19 protein-coding genes are annotated in these 23,762 nt (G+C 60.7%); 7 read left to right on the forward strand and 12 right to left on the reverse strand.

Translation table 11 applies throughout. The features are described from left to right. Window positions 1-125: 125 nt before the first annotated feature. From EKN07_RS02745 to typA, 3 genes are all read right to left on the reverse strand, one after another. A complete protein-coding gene (locus EKN07_RS02745) occupies window positions 126-2,219 on the reverse strand; it encodes a VanW family protein (RefSeq protein WP_108715158.1) in 2,094 nt (697 codons plus the stop codon). Window positions 2,220-2,367: 148 nt separating this feature from the next. Then, the gene (locus EKN07_RS02750; protein WP_108715157.1) at window positions 2,368-2,739 is read right to left on the reverse strand and encodes a hypothetical protein; all 372 of its coding nucleotides are present in this window, start codon (window positions 2,737-2,739) and stop codon (window positions 2,368-2,370) included. A 219-nt stretch (window positions 2,740-2,958) separates the two neighbouring features. Beyond that, window positions 2,959-4,878, reverse strand: coding sequence for a translational GTPase TypA (gene typA, locus EKN07_RS02755; RefSeq protein WP_108715156.1), 1,920 nt, complete (start codon window positions 4,876-4,878; stop codon window positions 2,959-2,961). A 724-nt stretch (window positions 4,879-5,602) separates the two neighbouring features. Between typA and EKN07_RS02760 the strand changes: the two genes are divergently transcribed. Further along, entirely contained in the window at window positions 5,603-6,253 is a 651-nt protein-coding gene (locus tag EKN07_RS02760) for a PH domain-containing protein (protein WP_108715155.1), read from the forward strand. A 7-nt stretch (window positions 6,254-6,260) separates the two neighbouring features. On the opposite strand, the gene EKN07_RS02765 is transcribed toward EKN07_RS02760, so the two are convergent. The 8 genes from EKN07_RS02765 to EKN07_RS02800 form a co-directional block, all read right to left on the reverse strand. Then, the gene (locus EKN07_RS02765) at window positions 6,261-8,177 is read right to left on the reverse strand and encodes an ABC transporter ATP-binding protein (protein WP_126145586.1); all 1,917 of its coding nucleotides are present in this window, start codon (window positions 8,175-8,177) and stop codon (window positions 6,261-6,263) included. A 1-nt stretch (window position 8,178) separates the two neighbouring features. Then, a complete protein-coding gene (locus EKN07_RS02770) occupies window positions 8,179-9,162 on the reverse strand; it encodes an ABC transporter permease (protein ID WP_108715153.1) in 984 nt (327 codons plus the stop codon). Window positions 9,163-9,211: 49 nt separating this feature from the next. After that, on the reverse strand, window positions 9,212-10,738 hold the full coding sequence (locus EKN07_RS02775; RefSeq protein WP_108715152.1) for an ABC transporter permease: 1,527 nt from the start codon (window positions 10,736-10,738) through the stop codon (window positions 9,212-9,214). Window positions 10,739-10,983: 245 nt separating this feature from the next. Beyond that, window positions 10,984-12,768 carry an ABC transporter substrate-binding protein gene (locus EKN07_RS02780; protein WP_108715151.1) on the reverse strand — a complete coding sequence of 595 codons (1,785 nt, stop codon included), beginning with the start codon at window positions 12,766-12,768 and terminating at the stop codon, window positions 10,984-10,986. 224 nt (window positions 12,769-12,992) lie between these two features. Beyond that, window positions 12,993-14,765 carry an AMP-binding protein gene (locus tag EKN07_RS02785; protein WP_108715150.1) on the reverse strand — a complete coding sequence of 591 codons (1,773 nt, stop codon included), beginning with the start codon at window positions 14,763-14,765 and terminating at the stop codon, window positions 12,993-12,995. Then, complete coding sequence (locus tag EKN07_RS02790) at window positions 14,758-16,521, reverse strand: M18 family aminopeptidase (protein WP_205647307.1); 1,764 nt, start codon at window positions 16,519-16,521, stop codon at window positions 14,758-14,760. The genes EKN07_RS02785 and EKN07_RS02790 overlap by 8 nt, the downstream gene beginning before the upstream one ends. A gap of 275 nt (window positions 16,522-16,796) precedes the next feature. Beyond that, on the reverse strand, window positions 16,797-17,078 hold the full coding sequence (locus tag EKN07_RS02795; RefSeq protein WP_108715149.1) for a DUF488 family protein: 282 nt from the start codon (window positions 17,076-17,078) through the stop codon (window positions 16,797-16,799). A 292-nt stretch (window positions 17,079-17,370) separates the two neighbouring features. Next, on the reverse strand, window positions 17,371-17,571 hold the full coding sequence (locus tag EKN07_RS02800) for a hypothetical protein (protein WP_125482416.1): 201 nt from the start codon (window positions 17,569-17,571) through the stop codon (window positions 17,371-17,373). Between the two features lie 32 nt (window positions 17,572-17,603). Here EKN07_RS02800 and EKN07_RS02805 point away from each other — a divergent pair, with 32 nt between their 5' ends. The 6 genes from EKN07_RS02805 to EKN07_RS02830 all read left to right on the forward strand — a co-directional run bounded on the left by EKN07_RS02805 (window position 17,604) and on the right by EKN07_RS02830 (window position 23,208). After that, window positions 17,604-17,945: a PadR family transcriptional regulator gene (locus tag EKN07_RS02805; RefSeq protein ID WP_126145587.1), complete on the forward strand. Its 342-nt coding sequence runs from the start codon at window positions 17,604-17,606 to the stop codon at window positions 17,943-17,945. Next, window positions 17,938-18,816 (forward strand): hypothetical protein, encoded by an 879-nt coding sequence (locus EKN07_RS02810; protein WP_108715148.1) that lies wholly within the window; start codon window positions 17,938-17,940, stop codon window positions 18,814-18,816. The genes EKN07_RS02805 and EKN07_RS02810 overlap by 8 nt, the downstream gene beginning before the upstream one ends. Then, entirely contained in the window at window positions 18,813-19,358 is a 546-nt protein-coding gene (locus EKN07_RS02815) for a hypothetical protein (protein ID WP_108715147.1), read from the forward strand. Before EKN07_RS02810 ends, EKN07_RS02815 begins: the two co-directional genes overlap by 4 nt. A 264-nt stretch (window positions 19,359-19,622) precedes the next feature. Next, window positions 19,623-20,843 carry an ATP-binding cassette domain-containing protein gene (locus EKN07_RS02820; RefSeq protein WP_164505436.1) on the forward strand — a complete coding sequence of 407 codons (1,221 nt, stop codon included), beginning with the start codon at window positions 19,623-19,625 and terminating at the stop codon, window positions 20,841-20,843. Further along, a complete protein-coding gene (locus EKN07_RS02825; RefSeq protein ID WP_108715145.1) occupies window positions 20,840-21,598 on the forward strand; it encodes a hypothetical protein in 759 nt (252 codons plus the stop codon). Before EKN07_RS02820 ends, EKN07_RS02825 begins: the two co-directional genes overlap by 4 nt. 962 nt (window positions 21,599-22,560) lie before the next feature. Beyond that, complete coding sequence (locus EKN07_RS02830; protein WP_125482415.1) at window positions 22,561-23,208, forward strand: hypothetical protein; 648 nt, start codon at window positions 22,561-22,563, stop codon at window positions 23,206-23,208. Between the two features lie 305 nt (window positions 23,209-23,513). Here the strand turns inward: EKN07_RS02830 and EKN07_RS12765 are convergent, their stop codons facing one another. Then, window positions 23,514-23,696 carry a hypothetical protein gene (locus tag EKN07_RS12765; protein WP_108715143.1) on the reverse strand — a complete coding sequence of 61 codons (183 nt, stop codon included), beginning with the start codon at window positions 23,694-23,696 and terminating at the stop codon, window positions 23,514-23,516. Window positions 23,697-23,762 lie beyond the last annotated feature (66 nt).

A 23,762-nucleotide genomic window follows, 5' to 3' on the forward strand; every position in this document is an offset into this window, starting at 1 on the left:
TATAACCCTGCTCCGCAGGCCATTGCCAGCTCGACCCGTCGGAGTCAGCCGCCCGTTCAGCCCGCCAGAGCCCACCTGCCAGCGTGAACCCGCTAGCCCGGCCCCGCCAGATTGAACCAGCCCGTTCAGCCCGTCGGACTGCAGACGACGGCGTCAACGGGAGCGTAGGTCCACGCGTAGCTCGACTCCTCTTCGACCTTACCCTCGCGTGCCACGGTCCGGCTCACCGTCACCGTGAAGCCGGAGCCGCCGGCACCCGAAGGCACACAGTCTGCAGCCGGATTGTAGCTGGTACTGGGCGCCACATAGGCGTAGGGATCGGAAGTCGACGTCGTGACATCCCAATACTTCGTCGACCACAACTGCGAGTGCACCTGCCCGTCGGCAACCCAGGTATCGATCACGGCGCCGTAGGGGGTGTTATTGGTCCACTTCATATCGATCTGCCCTTCCCACAGTGTGGCCTCACGGCCCATGGGATAGCGGGAGAAGTACTTGGAATGCGGTTTGTGCTCCACGTCTGTGAACCCCGCCAAATAACCAATGTTGAAGGTATTGGTGGACAGCTGGGAAAGCCCTCCACCCATGGCGGTGGAGTTGAAACCGTCCGCCACCACACCGGAGGAAACGAATCCGTGTTCAGCATCGATCGGACCGAGCGCGTCCAACAGCGAGAAGGTCTCACCGGGCATCACCAAGGTGTTGGTGATCTTCGCCGTTCCAACCTCCAGGTTGGTGGTCCGCACAGCGTCGTTGGTCAACGGGGTCTCAATCTGGGAGACCACTTCCGTCACGCCCAGCGCTTCGGCATCCGCCGTGCTGAACTCCGCCTCCACTTCCTTGGTTGGTGCCTCAACCGTGCGGTTTCCGGAAGAAACCGCCGTGACCGCATCGACGGCGAGTTGCTCGTCGTCAATGCCCACACCGTTTTCCGACGGCGTGATCGTGGGAGTTGTGTGGTTGGCAATCTCAATGCGTGCATCCGTACCGGGTGTGAGAATATCGGGAACGGTTTCACGGACGATGTCTCCGAGCTGCTCCGAGTCCAGCTCCAGGGCGAGTTCGCCGTCGTTCTCCGTGAAGCTCGCTGCGGCCGCCAACTGCTCTGGCGTCAACTCGACGAGCTTCTCCTGTACGGTAACGGAGAGCTTGTCTGCAACAAGCGGCTCGGCGAGTTCAGTGAGAGCTTTTTGCGCCTTCTCGTCATCAATGACCGGATCAATCGTGGATACCTCAAGATTGATCGGTTGAGTCACGGTGAGCGCATCCGTGGAGAACACATCGCGCGCGGCTTCACGTTCCAGCGCAATTCCCCGTTCCGACGGCTTGACGCTAGGCGTGGTGCCATCGAACACGATGTCTGCGTTGACGGCGTCCGTGTCAGTCTTTTCGGCAAGATCGTCGACGACGGAGGAAAGCTCAGCCTCATCAACGGTCAAGACCGGTTTAACGTTGCGTCCCCCGGCGATATGCGCCCACAGGCGGCGGGGGTCCAAAGAAAAACCAACGAGTGAGTTGAGGGTGCCTTCTTTGTCCAGATCGAGTGAGTATGAGGCAGGATCAACCGTGTAGCTTTCACCGGCGACGGTTACCTGAATCGGGTCACCAAGCTTTTCGCGCAGCGGCTCTTCCAGGGCGGTTGCCGCTTCACTGCGCGTCATACCCGAAACGTCAACGCCAACCACTTTTGTACCAGCCGGAATTCGCTCCGCGAAGTAGTATGCCGCCCCCACATAAGCTCCGCCCAAAAGGATGACTGTTGCTGCGGTGATCCATGGCCACCGACGGCGGCGCTTCTTCACCGGCGTGCCTCCTTCATCCGAAGAGGAGCCGCTATTCTCCTGCCCCTGGGCAATTCCGGCAGAAGCGACACTGTCAGCGCCAGGTATAACTGTGGTTTTATCAGCCGCCTTCGTACTCGCACCTTCGGCGACCGCAGCGGCAGTACCTGTCTCGACTGTGGCGGTACCTGTCTCGACTGTGGCGGTACCTGTGCCATCAGCGGCGGTCGCAGCTGAACCGCCTCCGGCAATATCGGCACGCGCCCCCTCAGAGGTGGTTGAATCCCCGCCTGCAAGAGTGGCCGAATCCGCGGCAGCTTCCGCCACATCCGTGACCGTAACCTCGGTGGTAGCTGCAGATTCTGGCGCGGCGTCGTGTGGCGCCTCTTGGGTGCCCGCCGCGTCTTTTCCGGTCGTCGCGTCGTCGTCTTCCGCCACAACTAGCCTCCAACATTACTAGACATATGGCTTGATTTTACCGGGCAGATCCCTACGCTCAGGAGTTGGCGCAACCACGAGCAACGTATCTTTCGCCACATAGAAGCGCGAAAGTCTGCGACTCAAGAGTTCACCGCCTCACTCCGTGCTAGTCTGCAGCCTTCTCGCCGGAGGTCGAATCCGGCCTCCGGTATGCCAGCAGCAGGCTCGGGACCAGCGCCGCTACCGGAGCGAGAATCAACCAGAGTTGCGATACCCACTGGTCAACGCTAAGAACCGAATCGTTGACTGGCGGGAACATGAGCAGCCAAATCGTTGCACCTATCACACCCGGTGCGTACCCCAGCCATACGTAGGGTTTCTTCCATTCGAGCAGAAACCACGTACCGCTGGCTACTAACGCCGTGGCGAGCACCAGGCCGACGACGGGCAAGTCCACCGGACCACTGTGCATCACAGTGGCCAACATCCCAACCAGGAGTCCCCCGAGCGCGCCCAGGACGATCTGCAGTACCTTCACATTCTCTCCTTCTCCGGCCAGCCTCCACTGTAACCCGACCGTGTGGTAGCACTAGCACCGATTGCACCCACTCATCACCGATGCGTTGCACTCATAGTGGCACCTGTACTCGAGCGCGGCGGACTGATTTCGTCATGGGACGCAAACCATCACTAGTGACTCGGTTACCCGAGAGCAATGGGGATGATTGCCATGACGACCAGCCACACGGCTCCCGGCTCAGTGCCCTCCCCGCCGATGGCGGGCCGCCTGCTTGTAACGTTCGGTTGAATCGAGGATCACCTTACGGATTCTAACGGCCTGCGGGGTGACTTCAATGCACTCATCGTCGGCAGCGAACTCGATGCATTCTTCCAGGGTCAGATGCCGCGGCGCCTGCAGCTGCTCGAACACGTCTGCCGTCGAGGAGCGCATATTGGTCATTTCCTTGGCGCGCACCACGTTGACATCCATATCCTCATCGCGCGGATTCTCACCCACAACCTGCCCTTCGTATACCTCCTGCCCCGGTTCGATGAAGAAGGTGCCGCGGTCCTCCAGCCTCTGAAGCGCGTACGCCGTCGCCTGCCCGGCTCGATCAGAGACCAGGGATCCGGTGGCACGCGAAACAATCTCCCCCATCCAGGGGGCGTAGCCGTCGCTGATCGACGAGGCGATGCCGGTGCCGCGAGTGCGAGTCAGGAACTGGGAACGGAACCCGATCATGCCTCGCGCGGGAACGACGAACTCCAGGCGAACCCAGCCCGAGCCATGATTGGACATAGTGTCCATGCGCCCCTTGCGTGCGGCCATCAACTGCGTGACCGCACCCAGGTACTCCTCCGGCACATCAATAGTGGTGCGCTCCATCGGCTCACAGAGCGTGCCATCAATGGTGCGGGTGACCACCCGCGGCTTGCCGACGGTAAGCTCAAAACCCTCTCGGCGCATCTGCTCCACCAGGATGGCCAAGGCCAACTCGCCGCGGTCCTGTACTTCCCACTGGTCCGGTCGGTCGGTTGGCAGTACGCGGATCGACACATTTCCCACCAGCTCGCTATCCAGCCGGTCCTTGACTTGCCGCGCGGTGAGCTTGTGCCCCTTCTCGCCACCCGCCAGCGGGGAGGTATTAATACCGATGGTCATGGAAATGGCCGGATCGTCCACGTGGATCAGCGGCAGCGGGCGCGGATCCTCCGGGTCTACCAGCGAATCTCCGATAGTGATCTCTGCAATCCCCGCCACAGCAACAATGTCACCGGCACGCGCGGACTCCGTCGATTCCCGTTCGAGGCCGCGGGTTGCGAGGAGTTCGGAAATATGAACCTTGGTTACACTGCCATCGTGGCGTGACCACCCCACCCAGGAGCCCTTACGCAGCTCGCCGGAGTAGATGCGGGTCAGCGCCAGACGCCCGAGGAATGGCGAGGCATCCAGGTTGGTCACCTGAGCCGCCAGCGGAGCCTCGGCATCGAAGCTTGGAGCGGGAATGTAGTGGAGGATGGCCTCAAAAAGCGGCTCCAGATCGTGGTTGGCAGGTAGCTCGCCGTCGCCCGGGCGTCGAGTATCCGCATAGCCCGCCTTCGCAGCGCAGTAGATGACGGGGATCTCCAGGAGGCGGTCCAGGGCGTCGTCGTCGGGCTCCTCCAAATCGGCCATCAGTGAGAGCAGCAGGTCCTGCGTCTCGTTAACGACTTCGTCAATTCTGGCATCCGGCCGGTCTACCTTATTGACGACGGTGATCACCGGCAGGTGGGCTTCCAGTGCTTTACGTAGTACAAAACGTGTCTGCGGCAACGGCCCTTCTGAGGCATCGACCAGCAGCACGACGCCGTCCACCATGGAGAGCCCGCGCTCCACCTCGCCTCCGAAGTCGGCGTGGCCGGGGGTGTCAACAACATTGATAACGACGCCCTCTGGGGCGCCAAAAGCTGCAGCTGACGGTCCGGTGTAGGTGACGGCGGTGTTCTTGGCGAGGATGGTGATCCCCTTCTCGCGTTCCAGGTCGCCGGAGTCGAGCACGCGCTCACCCGTTTTCTCCACGGTGGCGCGTTCCCCGAAGGCGCCGGACTGCCAGAGCATGGCATCCACCAAAGTGGTCTTCCCGTGATCCACATGGGCGACAATTGCGACGTTACGCAGATCCTTGCGCGTACTCATGTAATGAACTTCCCCTCTCCACACCGTGCGCATACGCCCACGGCAGCTATCAGAGTCATGCACTCGGCGGCTTATGGGACTCGTACCCAGCACTGCCGGGCACGCACCCAGCAGCCAGCGGACTCACGTGCCGATCAGCTATCAGACTCACGCCCCAACAGCCATCGGACTCAACAGCCATCGGACGCAACGCGCCCGGCGGCACGGGGTATACGCGAGACCAGCCTGGTACCGGCAGCTCCTTCATGGGCGTGCATGTTGGATTCATAGGCATGCCAGTTCGAACGGTGCCGAGGCCGTGTCCTCTATCCATGACCAGACCACTTCCGAAGGAGCGCACAAGTCGCGTACCGATAGTACGCGATCTGGGCGCGAATGAGCATTCGTAAGGCCACATCGCCCCTAGATCACACCGATCACCCTGCTTTTATTCTCACCAACCACAAACTGGGAGCCTCCGCGAGCCGACACGGCGGATGGGCTCCTTCAAGACTCGCCTACCACAAACATCTTCTGGCTCAGACCCCTCCAGTTCAGAGCGCACCTGCAGCAAGGTTCAGTAGGAGCCAGCGTAATTCCACCGCCGCGCCGGGCCCCGTTAGACGCCACCTATTGCCCGTACCGTCACTCGTATCGCTCGTACCGCTACTCCTAAAGCGTCCAGGTACGCGCCGATAGCGCACCACTGAGCGCCGCAGAAGAACACCTGTGCGACAATCTGCACATGGCCGATGTGAAGGAACCCCGCTACGTGCTGCGCAACCGCTCCCAGATCATCAAGGGAGTTGTCCTCTGCATGATCGGCCTTGTCTTTGTGATCGCCACCCTCATCGAAGGAGCCCGGCTCGTCACCCTCATTCCCCCGCTGCTCGTGTGTGGCGGAGCAATCGGTACCGCCGCCGTGCTGTATTTCTTGCCCGCCGTTACGCTCGACGCCGCAGGCGTGACAGTGAGAAACTGGGTTCGCAGCGTCCGGGTTCCATGGTCAGAGTTCACCGGCGTAGAGAACCGTTACGACACCGCCGTCCTATCCTCGGTTCGCGGCGTACCGCATCGCGATACGGTTGCCTCCTTCCCCGGATCGGGTGGAATCACACGCGGACGCGACCGCTTGAGTGATTCGCACCCGCTCCACCGCACCGACAATGCGTCGTCACTGCCCATAGATTTCACTGCGACTTCCGGTACACATACCCGGTGGATAACGTTCCGTCAATTCCCCTCGGCACTGGAACGCTACCGCGAGAAGCACGCGCGCCGCAGCGGCGGCGCGCCGCGCGTACAGCACGTAGAACCGGTCTCCGCGGTGATCCTCGGCCTGTCCTTGCTGCTGATCGCCGCCGGGATCTGGAGCGTCGTCCTTCTGTCCGGGTAGCCAGTGCCTAGATACGCAGTTCGGAGACCTCTTCGCCCAGCGACTCCAGCAGTTGATGACGAGCCTCACGGCGACGACGTTGCTCATGCGGCTCAGGAACCGGCGCGGCCGCCAGCAGCTGCTGCGTGTACTCCTCCTGCGGGTTGTGCAGCACCTCGGTGCGCAGTCCACGCTCCACGACCTCACCGTTCTGCAGCACGACCACGCGGTGCGCGAGCATATCGATTACCGCAAGGTCATGCGAGATGAACAAGCAGGCGAACCCGAATTCATCCTGCAACTCCGAGAGCATGGTCAGTACCTGCGCCTGCACGGACACGTCCAGCGCAGATGTGGGTTCGTCCGCGATCAGCAGGCTCGGCGACAAGGCCAAAGCGCGCGCAATACAGACACGCTGGCGCTGGCCGCCGGAAAGCTCGTGCGGGAAGCGGTTGTACGTGGACTTCGGCAGACGAACGGCATCGAGCAATTCATACACGCGTTCTTGCCGGGAAGCACTGTTGCCTACTCCGTGTACAACGAGCGGCTCTGCAATGCAGTCTCCGATGGGGAAACGCGGATTCAACGAGGCCGCAGGGTCCTGGAATACAACGCCGATCCGCGCTCGCGCGGCACGTGCATCCTTCTTCGACAACGAGAGCAGATCCTCACCAAAGATCTTGATCTCACCGGCAGCCGCTGGAATCAAACCTAGGACGCACTTGCCAATCGTTGACTTCCCGGAACCCGACTCGCCGACGAGGCCGACGATTTCCTTCTCCGCGATATCTAGCGAGACGCCATTAACCGCGCGGAACGGAGCCTTGCCATTGCGCTCGTACTCAATGACGAGATCCGTGGCCTCCAGAACCTTGTTTTCAAGGTTCAGCTCCGCTTCCTTCTCCTCGCTGAAACCAAACTGTTCGCGCCCCGCACCCAAGTGCGGAACCGCCTCCAACAATCGCTTTGTATAAGGATGCTGCGGATGATTGAGTACATCATCAACCGAACCCGACTCTACGATGTTGCCGCGGAACATCACATGGACCGTGTCTGCCATATCCGCGACGACGCCCATCGAATGGGTAATGAGCAAAATGCCCGCATTGAGTTTGTCTTTCAAGGACCGAAGAAGATCGAGGATCTCCGCCTGAACCGTCACATCGAGTGCGGTCGTGGGCTCGTCGGCAATAATCACCTCGGGATTGCAGGAGATCGCAATCGCGATAACGACGCGCTGTCGCTGACCACCCGAGAGCTCGTGCGGATACTGGCTCATGCGCGCCTCGGCGTCGTCAATGCCGACCATCTTCAGGAGTTCGATCGCCCTCTCGCGCGCCTCCTTGCCGAAGGCCAACCCGTGGATCTCCATGGATTCGGTCATCTGCCGCCCGATGGTCAACACGGGGTTCAGAGCCGTCATTGGCTCCTGAAACACCATCGCGACGTTCCGTCCCCGCAGATTGCGCAGGCCACGCGAAGACATGCCCTGCACTTCCCGACCGGCGACGACGATCTCACCGGTAATCGTGGCGTTGCGCGGCAGAAGCCCGAGCGCCGTCGTCGACGTCACCGACTTGCCCGAACCCGATTCACCGACCAGGGCAACAACTTCGTGCGGATGTACCTCGAGGCTCACTCCGCGCACAGCATGCACGCGGCCGAACTCTGTCTTGAACTGGACATCGAGTTCGTCGAAGGAAAGAATCGGCTCCTCGGAGCGAGCATGCACCTTGACAAAGGCGTTCTCTCGGCCGTTCGCCTGCGTCGCAGCGCCTTTGTTCTCCTCGGACGAGGCATTTGCCGCGGCAGGCTCCGCACCAGCGCCCTCCGGTTCAGCTGGCGAATCTGCTGCTGGAGCCGCATCCGCCGCGTTCCCCGTGGCGTCCTGTTCACCGCGAGTCTCTTCCACCTCGTGCGAGTCTTCAGTATTCGAGTTGGTCATCTCAGCCAACCTTTCCCTTCTGGCGCGGGTCGAAAGCGTCACGCAGGCCGTCACCGATGAAATTCACGGTGAGGGCAATAAGCAGAATCATGGCTGCCGGGGCGAAGAAGAGCCACGGACGGGTGGAGAACGTTGTCTGATAGGTGGAAATGAGCAAGCCCAACGATGTATCAGGCGCCCTCACACCGAAACCGAGATAGGACAGCGATGTCTCCAGCAGAACCGCTGAAGCGATGGACAGTGTCGCGCTCACAATGATCGTTCCCAGGCAGTTTGGGAGGATATGCCGCAAGATAATACGTGGCGCGGAAGCCCCCAGTGCGTGCGCGGCAGAAACGAACTCCCGCTCACGCAACGACATCACCTCACCGCGAACAAGGCGAGCCAGACTTGTCCACGAGAGCAGTCCCAACATCACGGCCATCACCATCACGCCGTGGCTACCGGTGATTTGCCCTACGACCGCGGCGAGCACAAGCAGCGGGATAACAATGAACAAGTCGGTCAGGCGCATCAGGATACTCTCCAGCCAGCCCCGGAAGTAGCCGGCCAAAGCCCCGATGACTGTGCCGACAAGAGTACCGACGATTCCCACCACAAAAGCGATGATGATGGAGATCTGCGTACCGCGCATAACAAGCGCGAAATAGTCCTTACCGACATTGTCCTGCCCGAAGGGGTGTTCTCCCAGGTGGAACCAGCCGATAGTCGGTGCACCGCCGTTAATGGTTGGCGAAGTCTGCCGATAGCCGTACTTCCACCAGCCGGGAATCGGACCAATCCCGATAGAGGTGAAGGCTAGAAGTACAGCAAGTACGAAGAGAATCAGCGAGATCATCGCGGCGCGATGATGGAAGAAACGTCGACGTACGAGCTGTCCCTGAGAGTACGACTTGTCGGTTGTCTGATCGAGTACTTCATCATCAATCTCAACGGCGTCAAAAAGCTTCTCGTTTGTAACCGACGCCGAGTCATGCTCACTCATGCGCACCTCCTAAGAATCGAAACGGACTGGGGTGTGTAAATCATCAAGCTCACCGCCTAATCCGTGGATCGATGTACGCGTACGCAATATCAGCGAGCATATTCATGACAACTGCCGCAGTGGCAGTCACAGCGAAGAATGCCATGACCGGGGCCGGGTCAATCTGCCGCAAACCCACGGCGAAGAGTTGGCCCATCCCTTTCCAACCAAAGACGTTCTCGGTGATAACTGCACCACCTATAAGGCCGGCGAAATCGAATGCCACAATTGTCGTGATTGGAATCATGGCATTTCGGAAAGCATGCCGGGTTATGACCATGCGTTCGGGAAGCCCTTTGGAGCGTGCGGTACGCACGTAATCCTGCTCAAGCACCTCCAGCATGGAAGAGCGAGTGTAACGCGTGTACGCGGCAACCGACATCAGGGTCAAGGAAATCGTCGGCAACATCAGATGCGTCGCATTGTCAAGAACGCTGTACCAGAAGTACTGAGATCCGGCAAAGTTCGGAGTTTCTGAACCAATGGTTGAAACCGGTCGTCCACCGACCAGGCTGACGTAGTCCGGCCAGTAACGTGCCATGAAATCGATGATTATACCTACGAGAACACTAACCGCAGTCCAGATACACGCCCAGACAACCGAACGCTTCGCGTAGCCGCCAAACACCAGTCCGATGACCACAGCAATGGCAACGCCGACAGCGAGGAGGATGAACATGAAGCCCCATGTCGGATCCCACAACTGCCCTTGCAGCGCCACCGCGATAGCGATCATAACCGCCGCCGTTCCAAGAGCCGATAGCAGTGCCCGACGGTTCGCAAGGCCGGTAAACAGCGAAGTGAACATTACCGCGCCAGCGATACCAACGATGACTTCAATGACATATCCCGACGTGGGGTTGTTGAACCAGCGCGTCATCGAGACGTACTGCATAATGCCGAGTACCAGCGCGAAAGATACCCCAAAGGTGAGCATGCGACGTTTGGAATCTCCCGCAAATAGGCCCTGTGTAAACGCCGCGAAAAGTAGGGCGACGATTATCGATGTGAGCAGCGAAATCGTCGGATCGCTCAGCCAGTTGTTAAAGCGAATTGCGCCATACTCCTTCAGGAGCACCGCGAAAACAAAGGATGGCAGAGAGTAGAAGACAAAGGCGAGGAAGGTGATCGTGTAGTCGGTGCCCGAGTACTGGCGAACTGCTGTCATCACGCCGAAGAAGATGCCAAGAATAATCGCCAAAATCGTAGCGAGAAGAACCAATCGAATTGTGGAACCCAAGGCATGGCCGAGCAAGGTGTTGACGCTCTGCCCCGAGCGGTTCACACCGAAATCACAGGAGCCACGCAAACATCCGCTAACTCCGCGCAACCAATTCCAGTAACGCACGTACCAGGGATCGTTGAGATGCATAATGGCCGCACGCTGTGCCATAAGGTTCTCGCGGTTCTTCGCGCTGGACTCGCGCAGATCAGCGAGTGGGTCGCCCGAATTAATCGTCAGGACGAACATAAGCACCGATGCCAGGAAAAGGATGACAACGGAGATCCCCACCCGTTTGGCAATGAATCTAAACACTAGACGAACTTCTTTCCTCACGCGCCCGGCAGCACACGTGTTGACCAATCAGTCAGTATCCCAAATGGCCCTTACGCCGGGCAGATCGTGACCGACCGTCGTAAGCGACCTAACTTTACACGCTTGATCTGCGTGCGAGGCGTATTGGCGGGAGATGCTTGACGGAGATCACAGTGGCGAGACAGACGCATAGCCTGTCCCGCCACTGTGCGGTCACAGATCTGTTGTTAACCCAACTGGTACTACTACCAGGTCCACTTCTCCGCGTTCCATACGACACCCGACTGCGTCACGTTACGCTCAACGTTCTTCAGTCCATTGGTATGCCCAACGATGCCAGGATGCTGATACAACGGGATATTGAAGAGGGTATCCCACTCTTCTTTCTCGATGATCTTCTTGGAAGACAGCCACACCTCAGGGTCGACAGAGGTCAGGACCTTGCCCCACTCCTCGTCCACGGTGGCGTTGGAGTAACCTCCGAAATTCTGCCCTCCGGTCGTCATCTGAATATTCGCACCGGAAACAACCTGACCGGAGCCGCTCCACGCGAAGAGAGCCACATCGTATGCTCCCTGATCGAGTTCACCGCCGGCGTCAAAGAAGGTGCTCGACCCAGCATCCTCGATTGTGAATCCTGCTTCCTCGCAGGAGGAGCGGATGAGATCCACCGTGTCGCTACGACGCTGATTCGGGCTGGAGTAGCCAATGCGCACCGTCGGGTTGGAAACACCGGACTCGGCAACCTTCTCCTTCGCCTTGTCGATATCGACCGTGTCGTAACGGCCGTCATAAGAAGTCTCCACGACCTCGTCATAGTCGTCGTCGGTCGGGAAGTACTCGCGGGCATTCATCACAACGGCATCACTGTTCAGCGGTTTGATCAACTGATCAACGATGTCCTGGCGCGGCACGCAGTATGCGAATGCCTCACGCAGCGCCTGGCCGCCTTGCCCCTCGGAGAATACCGAGGTATCGGCGAAGTTGAAATCAAGATGCTCCCAGATCATGGTGGACCCCTCAAGCACGGTGACGTTGTCCATGGCGTTGAGCTGATCCAGCGTATCCTGCGTTGCCTGCGGCTCAATGACGTTCACGTCGCCGTTTTGCAGCGCCTGCAGCTGACCTTCGGGCGCAATCTGCTTAATCACTAGTTCGTCAACACCAGGTGCTTCTCCCCACCAGTCGGGGTTCGGAACGAGGGTCACGTATTCGCCGGCCTTCCAGCCGCCTTCCTTGTAGGTGAAAGGGCCCCATGACGGAGCTTCATCACTGGACTGCAGCTCACCCGGGTTCTTGGCGATCCAGTTATTCCATTCCTCAGCGGCCTGCTGGGCGACCTCGAAATCCTCATTCTTGAAGGCCTCGAAAAGCTCTTCCTTCGTCAGACCGACCTTATCGGCGATGACGTGGGAAGGCATTGCACCGCTGACCACCAGTTCCCAATCCGGGTTCGGCTCGGAGTATGTGATGGTGAACTCGCGGTCACCGGCCTCGCACTGCGGACCGTCAGCGACCGGATTGGCGTAGGACTCAGCATCCGAAACATTATTGAACAGCGACTCCGCATTACCCGCATCGTCTACATTGCCAGCGGCAACTTGGCCGTCCTGAATCCACTTCGGGTTCTGACTCACCCAGTCCATGTAGTAGTCTTCACAGGTAATCGGTGTGCCACCCTGGTATACGGCCTTCTCGTTAATCGTGTACTTGACGGTCAACGGATCTTCGGAGAGCATCTCGTAGTCACCGAGGTCAGTGCCGTGTACCCAATTGCCCTTGGAATCAAAGTATCCGAAGCCGGGCATCATCCGGTCGTTGATGGCCGAGTTGCCAGTGGAGTACGTGGACGAAAGCCGGTTGTTGTAGCCGGCGTATTCATCGGCGCCGGTCGTAAAGGCGACAGTGCTGGCCGAGCCGCTGTCCACGGTTGCCTTCTTGCCACCATTGTTGTCATTGCTGGAGCTGCAGGCACTCAACGCGAGCGTGGCCGCGGCGCCTAGAGCCACCAGTGAGTAGATTCTCTTCATGGAATCCCCTTCTATCCATACTAGGGGGAGCTTGGCGAAGAACAGTCGGCAGGCGTCCGAACTCCGGCTCCCCAGCATCCGGGCCTAGTGCTCCAGCCCGTACGCGGTCTCCCGATCATATACCGTGATTCTTGATATCTCGGAATATGGAACTAATGTGGACAGCTACCGCTGCGGATATGCCACCTGTTGTGGAAACCAAAAGACCGGCGCGCCACCGGGAATTACTGCCTTTCCATCGACGTCGTCCCGCTCTCGTGTGCGGGAGAATCTCTGAGTGTAAGATCATCATTCAGCGAAACTTCCTCGCCCGGCGTAGCGGCAAATGGCTCGGGAGACGCCGTTACAGCGATGTCCGCAGCCGCGATACCCGCAGTACTCCCAGCTTGTTCAAGCGACTGCAGCGGAGGAACATCAAGCAACATGGCGCGCACGGCCGCCCGATCCACGACACCTTCCTCACCGGCAGGTATGGTGTCTACCACAATAACGCGCCGGGGAAGCTTGTACCCCGCCAGAACCTGGTCGGCGAAAGCCAGTAGGTCGGACACCTCCGGCCGGGGACTACCGCTATCGACCGTAATAGCAGCGGCAACGCTTTCACCCCAGATTGCATCCGGTACACCACACACCACCGCCTCGGTGATGCCGGGGTACTGGATGAGTACATCTTCCACCTCCGCGGGAAGCACGCTCTCACCGCCGGAGAAAATCACCTCCGAATAGCGCCCGGTTATGGTGACGACGCCGTCGGACATCTGCCCCAAATCGCCGGTGCGAAACCAGCCGTTGGGGAAGGTAGCCCTGCTATCAGCATCGTTATGCCAGTAGCGGGCCGCCACTGCCGGACCCTGGACGTCGACAACACCCACCTGTCCTTCTGGCAGGTCCTCGCCGGTGCGCGGATCAACGATCCGCATCGCAACATGCGGGAAAGGCCTGCCCACCGCGCCCGGATACTCGGCACAGTGTTCAAATGGTAGGTAGGCGATCGCGGCGGCTGTTTCAGGTAGTCCCCACACCGGCAGGGGGCGCAGGTGCCTGCTGGCAAGCCTTCCTAACAGCGGAGGCGGAACATGCGTGCCACCCACCAATGGCAGGCGCCAGGAACTGAGGTCACGCGTCGCAAAGTCCGGGTGCCCGGACAGCGCCAAGTACATGGTGGACATACCGAAGAACACAGTCACCCGGTGCGCTTCGATCATCTGTAGTATGGCAGCGGGGTCGAAGTCACGGGTGATCACCACATGCCCGCCACTGGCGAATAGATCGAGTGTCACGCAGTTAAAGCCACTGACATGCGACAGTGGTGCCGCTACTAGTGCGACGTCGTCGTTGTTGTAGCCCAGGGCGTCACGGAAGTTTCTCGACCCCCACCACAGGTTTTCGTGGGTCAGTTCCGTGCCACGTGGTTGGCCGACAGTACCGGCGACGAAGAAAATATCCGCCAAGCCTTCCGGGTAGTCATGCTGGTTCAGTTCCAGGGGCCCGTCGTCGGCTCCATCTGCAATAAATTCACCATCGAAAGCGATGAGAGCAGCTGTTAGACCGAGGTATCCCACCGCCAGTCCGGGAGTCAGCGGGCCGGCTTGGACGTCGTCGTCGATGACGAAATGCATAAGCGTTCCGGTGGAGGTGAAAGACCCTCTGGCAGCTACCTCCGGCTCGCAGATCACTGTGCGGGGCGAACAGAAATCCACCAAGGCCTGCAGCTCGAACTGCGTAAGGCGGAAGGACACCGGCACCAGCACCGCGCCAAGCCGCGCACAAGCAATGTGGAAGAACAAATGATACGGCGAGTTGTGAGAGACCAGCATGACGCGGTCACCAGCGCTCACCCCCACCTGCGCCAAAAGTTGCGCAAGGCGTCGAGTGGCCGTCGCCGCCTGAGCCACTGTCCACGATTGTTGACCATAGGTCAGCGACACTCGATCCGGGTGGTCGAAGGCGGCACGGTCCAGCGTGAACGCTGCGTTGAAAATCGGAAGTTTACGCAATAGTCCAGTACCCCTTCAGAATCTCGGCGAGTGCCCAAGAATCATAAACCCCGGATATCTCTCGGGCGGAATGCATGGACAAGAGTGGAATGCCGACGTCAACGGTGGTGATCCCCAGACGCGTAGCCGTGAGTGGGCCGATGGTACTGCCACAGGGAACCGCATTGTTGGAAACGAACTCCTGCGTCGGCAGGCCCGCTGCCTGGCAGGCACGCAGCCACAATGACTCACCCAGTGCATCCGAGGCGTAACGCTGCGCGGCGTTAACCTTAATGATCGGGCCGCGTCCGAGCAGCGGATAATGGTCTGGATCGTGCTTCTCCGGGTAGTTCGGGTTTATCGAGTGCCCCACGTCAGAACTCACGCAGCTACTACGAGCAAGCATGCGATAGTACTCGTCCTCGTCGGCGCCGAACGCTTGCGCTGTGCGGCGTAGCACCGCCTCCAGCAAAGGACCGGACGCCCCCGTTGTGGTGGCGGAACCGACTTCCTCATGGTCGAAGGCCGCGAAGACGGCAATATCGCCATGCGCAAGGGGGACCGCCATGTCTGCCCCCGTGGTCGGCTGCGCGGGCCTCTGCGCATTCGTCGCCGCATTGGTGGCCGCCCCGCGACGGAATCGGCGTTTCTTATGTGTAGCCGCGGCTCCCGCGCTGATCACCGCAGCACACAAGGCCACCACGGCCGCATGTACCGAGACCAGGTTGTCCTGCCGCCCGGACGCCAGGAAGGTATTCGAAATGATCTGCGGCGCCTGAGTGTCATATGCGTACAAGTCGGTGCCCGCGATCCGGTCCGGTTCAACACCGGCCGCGCGCGCAATCACCTCGAAGAGGTCGCACTGGCCGAGTGCCCACACAGGACGAAGGTGCCGCTGCGGATCAAGAGTCAGACCATCATTCGCACCGCGGTCCAAGTGGATTGCCAGCTGCGGGATCACCATCAACGCATCGGTGCGCAGAAGGTGAACCTCGCCGTCCAACGTCGTGACTCGCCCGGCTATGCCCAACTCACGGTTCAGCCACGAGTTGCGCAACAGCCCGCCGTAGGTCTCAACATCGACCTGCGCGAAACCGTATGCAGTAGAATTCGGGTTAGGCTTAAGTTTGAAACCGGGTGAATCCGTATGGGCTCCGACGATGCGGAAAGCACTGCCGGGCCCCACTTGCTCCGGCACCCACCACGCACACAAGGCTCCGCCACGAACCAGATAATGCCCACCGGGCGTGGCATCCCACGGCTCGGTTTCCTCCTGGCGTGTGAACCCGACCGCTGCAAGGCGGCGGGCTCCCTCTTCCGCCGCGTGATACGAAACCGGGGATGCCAAGATGAATTCGGCGAGGTCGCGTGCGTGTGCCAGTCGTGCGTCGCCGTTTACACCTTGGTCGTCGCCAAAGCTCTCCATCTGAACGGCGCCAGGGCCTGCCGGGCGGGTGTTGTTGCGATCTGCCATACCGCCGTTATCGATGACTGTCGCATCGTTGCGGTCCGCATCGCGGTACGCCGCGTCGTTGATGTCCGTATTGAGACCTGCCACGTGGCCATCGAAGAAGCCCAGAGCCTCCTGCGGGAAAAAATGATTCCCTAGCCGAGAACCGCCGGAAACTGAGCGGCCATCCGCCGGGTTACCGCGAGGTCGAGCCGAGCTGCCCTGTTTGGAGCCACCTACGCCGGAGCTGTGCGCATCCGTGCTCGCGGTTGAAGCGTCGCGGTCTAGCTGCGGACCAGCCGCGAGGCGCTGTTTTCGGTTACGCATAGGGACAAGTCTAAGCGCCTCCCCTGTGCGCGAACCAGCCATGTAACGAAAATTGACTGAGTCTTGAATAGCGTTGAACATTTCCCCTCGTCCGCGGCTTTTCGGGCAGGCACGTAGTTAGTCGGGAGCTTGAGAATGTAAGTGTCTGCTCGGTGTGGGGTGCGTGATTCCGATTTGGACTGTCGGCCTCGTTGCATTGTCTAGGAAGCCATCTGTTCGTAGAGTCCTATCACATGCCCCACTCAACACCGCGAATTCGGTACTCATATGGTGTTTTAGACACAGAGTCTGATCGCCGCAGCCGCACCGCTTGCCTCCAACTCTTGACGATATCGCGCAGAGAACTCTTGCATCCTCGCCGGATCGTGGCCAAACAAACGCCGTAGTTCGGTGCTGGCAACACCCAAGTTCGTTGCTGGGGCGACATCGCGGTCTCCCTCGTCGATGTGTGCCGCTTCTTTAGTGAGCTTCTGCGACCACATCCGGTCAACCAACACTCGATAGCCGTCTGCCTGGTCGACGTCCTCGTAAACACGTTGAACGCGAAAGACTGCCATAGTCCCAGCGTACGCCCGCCCGGAACCCTGCCGATCTCAGCGGCTGTGTTGCAGCGCGCTGTCCTGCCTGGACCGGCCCGGATGCTCTCATCGCCGCGTGGCAACGCATCAGAGACTGCCGTGCCCCAGCCGAGGCCCGCCCTTGCAGCCACGGCCATCCCGCAGCCATCGCGGGCGGCCAGGTCGTAGACACGCCCGACTGCTCCGGCCCACCGCTCCCCACCCACGTCCCAACCGCTCCTCGTGTGGCAAAGCTTGCAATACCTACTAGTTGGTATTGCACGCTACTAGGTTATACATCTATGATGGAGGCATTCAATGAGCCACACAACGTCGATATGTCGATCACGAACACCGGCAGGCCGATCAGCTCGATCAGGTCGAACAACGACATTGACATGTTGATCACGAACATCGACGGGTCGATCAACAACGTTGACGGGTTGATCAACAAAAGAGAGTCCGCCAGAGAAGAAACAGGCGGACTCTCCACGAACACTGACCACGTGCAAGAGAGGAGGAACGATGGCAGGCCAAACAACGCAAGCCACACAGCTACGCAAAGGCGTGCTTGAACTTGCAATCCTTGCCCTGCTGGACAAAGAACCCACCTATGGCGGGCAAATCGTCGCCGCATTGGCGGCCCACCCCGGGCTCGACTCGGGGGCCGGAACCGTCTACCCCATCCTGACCCGGCTGGCCAAAGCCGGACTTCTCGCCACGAAATGGCAGGAGTCCCCCGTCGGACCACCGCGCAAGTACTACCAACTAACCGCCACCGGCCGCGATGCTCTCGCCGCCCAACACACCGCTTGGACGGCGATGTCATCCGCCTTAAACGCTTTACTCGGAGGTATCGATGCCTGACAACCTCAACGGACAGTTGTACCTACAAGAGCTCGATCACGAGCTGACACAACGGCGCATCGAGGAACCGCGCCGCACCGACATCCTGCGCGAGATCGAATCGCTCCTGAGCGACGGCACCACCCCTGAATCACTAGGTGCCCCCGCACGGCTCGCCGAACAACTTGCCGCCGTCGCCGCTCCCGGGGCAGAGGCTGATCCCGACGACGAAGGCAGCGGCGCAAACCCGAACCTCGATTTAAACTTCTCCGGCCTGTTCGACGCCGACGCGCGCGCCCGGCTGTGGGATCCCAGCTCCCCACGACTGTTCGTCAAGCGAGTGTTCGGCGCCGGAGCTGACCTGAACATGGGCGCGGTCGCCGTGAAACTTGGCCTGCTCCGCCCCGACGACGTCGACGACGAGGTCCTAGCAGCCATCCCCGAGTACATGCGCCGCATCGTGCGCTTCTTCCCGAGCGTGCTGGCAGCCGGAACCGTTGCCGCAACACTGACCGCACGACGACGAGGCAAGCGGCTCCCGCTGAACATCTCTCTGACGGGGAAGGTTCGTGGCACCATTGATCCAACACTCGGCACGGCCCTTCTCGGCGCAGCGAATTTCGGCACCGCCATCTGGGCGGCCCGCGAGGGGGATGATATCCGCGATGCACTAATCCGCGGATCTATGGGGAGTCTGCTGAACGCCTCACTGCTCAGCTCGGCGCTATTTGCGCTGAAGTCACGTGATGGACGCATCCATCCACTTTGGGTCCTTGGCGCCAGTGCCGCCTCCCTGGCCATCGAGCCGGTTCTCCTCATTCTGGCCACACGCTCTGGACTGCGGCACGTCACGGACGCCAACTCGGCACAAGTTCCTGGAGAGGTGCGATGAACGGACTGGACGCCTTTTTCGCCCTGCCAACCGCGGTGAAGGTCTTCATTGCCTGCTTGGCCTTGGTGCAACTGACACTGGCCGTAGTGGCCCTTGTGACCTTGGTACGCATGCCCGATTATCTAGTACCGCCAATCGGACGCACGCGGTCGTTGGACACCGGCATGCCCAGGGGTCAAAGCCGCAGGAACGGTGAGGCGGATGCGCGCGTGGATGCTGCCGAAACTCCTCCAGATACGGCATCGCAGGACAACCCTTCGCGCCGAACACGTCTGCTCTGGGCGGTCATTATTATCCTCGGTGAACTCGTCGGGCCGATTATCTTCTTCATCATGCGTTCACGCCACGCCCGTCTGGCGGCGGAGTTGGCGAACGATGCCACGGCCAAAAAAGGCCTGGGCGCCTCCTCCCGCCACGACACCCCTAGAACCACAAAAGTCGAGGCGGGTGTTTCCGCGCTGTACGACGACGGTCCAACACAGTACGACGACGGTTCCACGGCGACACATACGTCCCAGCGCCATGTCAACGAAACATTATGACAAGGCCGTGGTTGCATGCCGCAAGGAGACACGCGGCCCGGCGTCGCCTCGACGAGGCAACATGAAATGGCCATGGCCGCATGCCCAGCGATGCCACTCGCGGCAAGTTTTACTCGTAAGCGGCAAGTTCTACTCGTTGAGAGCACGAAAACACTGTGGTCACCGCACCCTTCAACAACACCTATGAATGATCCCGATGAACACTCCATACAAGGATGAGCACACACCAGAATCTCCGCACTGCGGCAGCGAGAAGGAGCACCCGTGACAGATGTAGAGTTTTCCAATGTTGCCCGCTCCTTCGGACGCGTGCAGGCGCTTGACGGCGTCAGCTTCCAGGTACCCAAGGGCTCAGTGTTTGCACTGCTCGGCCCCAACGGCGCGGGTAAGACGACGGCTTTGCGAATTCTGCTCGGCCTGGCGCGTGCCGACGCGGGAACCGTGAAGATTCTAGGCTCCCCTCCCGGATCGCGCTCCGCCCGGAGCGCCCTTGGGTATCTCCCGGATGTCCCGGCATTCCCCGAGTGGATGACGGCATACGAGTACCTGGAGTCCGTGGCGCGGCTGGTCGGCGTCCGCCCCGCCGCTGCAGCAAAGCGAATCCCGGCGTTGTTGGAAATGACAGACCTGGAGAAGGCCATGACTCGCCCGATTCGCGGCTACTCACGTGGCATGCGTCAACGGCTCGGCCTGGCGCAGGCACTGATCGGAGCACCCGAGTTGCTGGTACTTGACGAGCCTACCTCCGCGCTCGACCCGGCCGGCCGCCATGCCGTCCTGGAGCTCATTGCGAGACTGAGCGAGCACGCGACAATCATCCTCTCCTCTCACGATTTGTCCGACGTCGCCCAGGTCGCCTCGCATGCGCTGGTCCTTCGTTCCGGACGCGCATTGTTCTCCGGGTCCGTGGCCGAACTACGGACGTCTGTGGGCGGGCACAGCCTGCGCATCGAGTGCTCGGATCCGGAAGCACTGCTGCCGCTGCTGCGCGCCGAACCGTGGTGCCGGTCCGCAATTCGGCAGGGTACGGCTGTCCTCGTCCGAATTGCCGACGCCGACTCCGCTGCCACACTTTGCCGCGAGGGCACCGAACCGAGTGGTTCGGATCCGGGCGATCGGCGGACCAGCGCATTGGAGCCACGCGATTCCCGATCAGGTGACTCGCCAGGATACGGTATGCGGTCAGGGAACGTCGGCCCGCGCAAGGCAAGGCAACAGGACTCATCTCCGTACGACCGGGAACCGAGCTCTTCACCATCATGCTCGTCGCGGCCGGACTCGTCACCATCATGCTCGTCGCGGCCGTACTCGTCACCATCATGCTCGTCGCGGCCGTACTCTTCGCGCACCGGTGACTCGTGTTGGCGCGAAGCGGCGCAGCGCATACCGGCGCTTATCACGGCCGCAAACCTCGCCCTTTATTCACTCAGTTCCGAGGCCCCCACCCTCGAGGACGTCTTCCTTCACCTGACGGAGCAGCCATGATTGGATTCCCCGCCCTGTTTCACACCGAGCTGAATGCTGTACGGCGTACCTGGCTCGGGCGCGTCATGCTCGGCGTTTTCCTCGCCCTAGCCGTCATGTCCATCCTCATTGGGCGTTTCGGCCCCGAGTTTACCGAAGCCGTTATGGGCGACGCCTACGCGGGAATCGTTCCCGCTGCGAGTTGGGCTGAGACCTACGCGCAGTGGACGAAGAACCTGGCACAGCTAGCTATGATCGCCGTCATCGTTTCGGCGGGTGGGTCGACGGCGAGCCTCGTCTCGTCCGGCCGCGCTCGCCTACTCGCCGTGCGCCCAGCCGACCGTTCGGCCCAGCCGATAGCGGCCTTTGCCGCACGGGCGGTGGTACTCGTCGTCGGATGCATGTGTGGCGTGGCACTGTTGTACAGCCTGACTCGCCTTGCTTTTGCCGATGCTCCATTGCGCCAACTCCTCTTGGCGAGCGCGGCCTGGGTAGTAACTGCACTTGTATTCCTGGCACTGACCTGTGGCCTGTCCGCAGCGGTGTCCTCACCCGGCGCCGCAACCGGATGCGCCCTGGGCTGCTACGTGCTCTGCGCAGCGTTGAGTGGATTCGCACCCCTGGCGAAGTACACTCCGCTCGGGCTTATCGGAGCGCCGAATACGCTCGTCGGCGGCGGGACTGCGGCGTTGGCGGTGCCCGCACTAACCGGGTTACTTGTTGCTTGCTGCGCACTTACCATCGGTGCACATGCCTTCGCTCGGCGAGAGTTGTAAACTCCAAGCCGAGGTCTTCGCGACCAGGTGAAGCTGCTGGGCCCCGCGAACCTGCGAGGCCCCGCGAACCTGCGAGGCTCCGTCGACCTTCAGGGCCCCGCGAACCTGCGAGGCTCCGTCGACTATCGAGACCGCGCAGAGCCTCGAGAAGTGTCGGGTTTTTCAAGAAACTTCGCGAAAAAACCGACACTTCTCGCCAAACCCGATACTTCTTACCGCTCTCTTTGCCTCGTCCACCCATACCACCGGCGATGCCTACGCCTTCGCTCGGCCAGGCGCCCGCTGCAACAGTCCCAGGAGCGCAGGTGGCGCAGAGCGCGTCGGCGCGCCGCGCAGAACCATACTACCTCCAGCCCAGGCACACCCAGCGGACACCGCGCGCCATGCAGAACCATACTGCTGTGCACACAAGTGCTCTGGTTGCTGCAGGACCCCTCCTTATCCCGTGAGCCAGACCACGCCGAGTGGCGTTTGGCTGCCTGTTCTCGGGCGAGCATGTCCAAATCCCGTCCAAACGGAGCAAAACTGGATTGATTCAGTTTTAGGAATGGTGGAATGGTGCGGTTTTCGTGGCCCGAACGAAGTCCACTCTGATCGTTTGGACGGGATTTGGACACGCCCCTTTGCGGAGGCACACCAAGCTCCGCATTATGGTGTCTTTGGCCACTACACACGACACATCCAAATCGCCAACAGAGGTCCGCCCACACCCGATAAGTGCGTATTCGCAAAGCGCGCCGCACCTCGCCTCCTCACCAACAGATTTTCACTCGCGCCGACAAGTTTACGTCCCTCACCGAGCGGCTTTTCCAGCTCCCCGTACGCATCAACACCTCCCCTGTTGGTTGCTGGGTTCACACCAGCCCGCACCAACTCCCCATACACATCGACACCTCCGCCTGACGTGCCACTAGGTTCCACCCCGACCGCTATCAGGTGCAGATACTCGTAAGTTGGCCATAATGGCAAATGCGGAAATTGGCGGCGATTTTACCTGGGCACCCCGCGAGGACTTCCTCCCCGGGCACTACATACCACCAACCGCTTCCCTGTGCAGCGCTACTATCGCGGCATCAACCCCCGCCACACCTTTAACCGACGTAGGCCCTACCCCAGCGCGCAAGGACCCAAATCCCTTCGGTGTTGCCGCTACCCCACCCGCAGCACCTCCCTCACACACCACCCCACCCGCCATCAACCCACCCGCACCTGGAACATTTCACAGTCACACCGCAGTCCGCCCCAACGTTCGCACCTCACCAGGCGCCGCACCTCCGCCGCGTACCCCCTCTTCCAATGAAGCAGGCATCGCTCAACCACCCGTGTGGCCGACACGCGCCGTCGCCTCCGGCCGACAAGCGCTCAGTCTCGTCGCCAGAGCGCTGCGAGACCGTGGAATCAACCGCATCTTGGTACCCGCGTACTACTGCCTCACCATGATCGAGCCCTTCCAACTCGAAGGCATCAGCATCCAGCACGTGCCCGTCGGCACCGATCTACTACCGGATCCAGCCGCACTCGATAGAGCAACCGAACGCACCCCGGGCGCTGCGATTCTATTCGGCACAACCTGCGGTGATACCCCGTCCCCGCACTCGCAACACTCCTGAACGCGCAGGCCGAACGAGGCCGCGCCATCGTCGCCGATATCACTCATGCCGGGCCGGACACCCCGCCGCCAGACTATGCCACCTACAGTGTTCTCTCCCTCCGCAAATGGTTGCCGATTCCCGACGGCGCCTGGGCCCATGCCGCCCGGGGCGCCACTGCCCTGCCCGCGCCGACTCCGCCTGCACCAGATGATCGCGTCACCACGCTGAAGCTCGCCGGACTACGCGGTACCCCCACTCCGCAAGCCGAAGAAGCCGTTGACGCGGCCCGGGACCCAACCTCCATGAGCACTGCGGCCCGGCACCTACTTGCCGCGCTGGACATCGCCAAGATTATGAGTCGACGCCGCCGGCATGCCGCAATGCTTGTTCATTACCTGCGCGCCGCAAGCATCCCCGCCCAAGCCATCATCGCGGCCAGCGCCTACACCGTTGCCCTTCAGATGCCGCACGCCGAACAAGCGGCACAGCGCCTCGCACAGGAACATATATACACTCCGATGTATTGGCCATGCCCCAGCAGTTTCCCGCACGTGTGGCCGGAAGTGATGGCT

It is taken from the genome of Actinobaculum sp. 352 (assembly GCF_003957265.1).
Taxonomy (GTDB): domain Bacteria; phylum Actinomycetota; class Actinomycetes; order Actinomycetales; family Actinomycetaceae; genus Asp313.

What these genes read in the sequence shown, in the direction of transcription:
- EKN07_RS02765 (WP_126145586.1), bottom strand. Translation starts at nt 8,177, where the DNA reads ATGACCAACTCGAATACTGAAGACTCGCACGAGGTGGAAGAGACTCGC.
- EKN07_RS02770 (WP_108715153.1), bottom strand. Translation starts at nt 9,162, where the DNA reads ATGAGTGAGCATGACTCGGCGTCGGTTACAAACGAGAAGCTTTTTGAC.
- EKN07_RS02760 (WP_108715155.1), top strand. Translation starts at nt 5,603, where the DNA reads ATGGCCGATGTGAAGGAACCCCGCTACGTGCTGCGCAACCGCTCCCAG.
- EKN07_RS02815 (WP_108715147.1), top strand. Translation starts at nt 18,813, where the DNA reads ATGAACGGACTGGACGCCTTTTTCGCCCTGCCAACCGCGGTGAAGGTC.
- EKN07_RS02790 (WP_205647307.1), bottom strand. Translation starts at nt 16,521, where the DNA reads ATGCGTAACCGAAAACAGCGCCTCGCGGCTGGTCCGCAGCTAGACCGC.
- EKN07_RS12765 (WP_108715143.1), bottom strand. Translation starts at nt 23,696, where the DNA reads ATGTTCCTGTGCGAGGCGCTGTGCCGCTTGTTCGGCGTGCGGCATCTG.
- EKN07_RS02780 (WP_108715151.1), bottom strand. Translation starts at nt 12,768, where the DNA reads ATGAAGAGAATCTACTCACTGGTGGCTCTAGGCGCCGCGGCCACGCTC.
- EKN07_RS02825 (WP_108715145.1), top strand. Translation starts at nt 20,840, where the DNA reads ATGATTGGATTCCCCGCCCTGTTTCACACCGAGCTGAATGCTGTACGG.
- EKN07_RS02805 (WP_126145587.1), top strand. Translation starts at nt 17,604, where the DNA reads ATGGCAGGCCAAACAACGCAAGCCACACAGCTACGCAAAGGCGTGCTT.
- EKN07_RS02830 (WP_125482415.1), top strand. Translation starts at nt 22,561, where the DNA reads ATGGCAAATGCGGAAATTGGCGGCGATTTTACCTGGGCACCCCGCGAG.
- typA (WP_108715156.1), bottom strand. Translation starts at nt 4,878, where the DNA reads ATGAGTACGCGCAAGGATCTGCGTAACGTCGCAATTGTCGCCCATGTG.
- EKN07_RS02810 (WP_108715148.1), top strand. Translation starts at nt 17,938, where the DNA reads ATGCCTGACAACCTCAACGGACAGTTGTACCTACAAGAGCTCGATCAC.
- EKN07_RS02795 (WP_108715149.1), bottom strand. Translation starts at nt 17,078, where the DNA reads ATGGCAGTCTTTCGCGTTCAACGTGTTTACGAGGACGTCGACCAGGCA.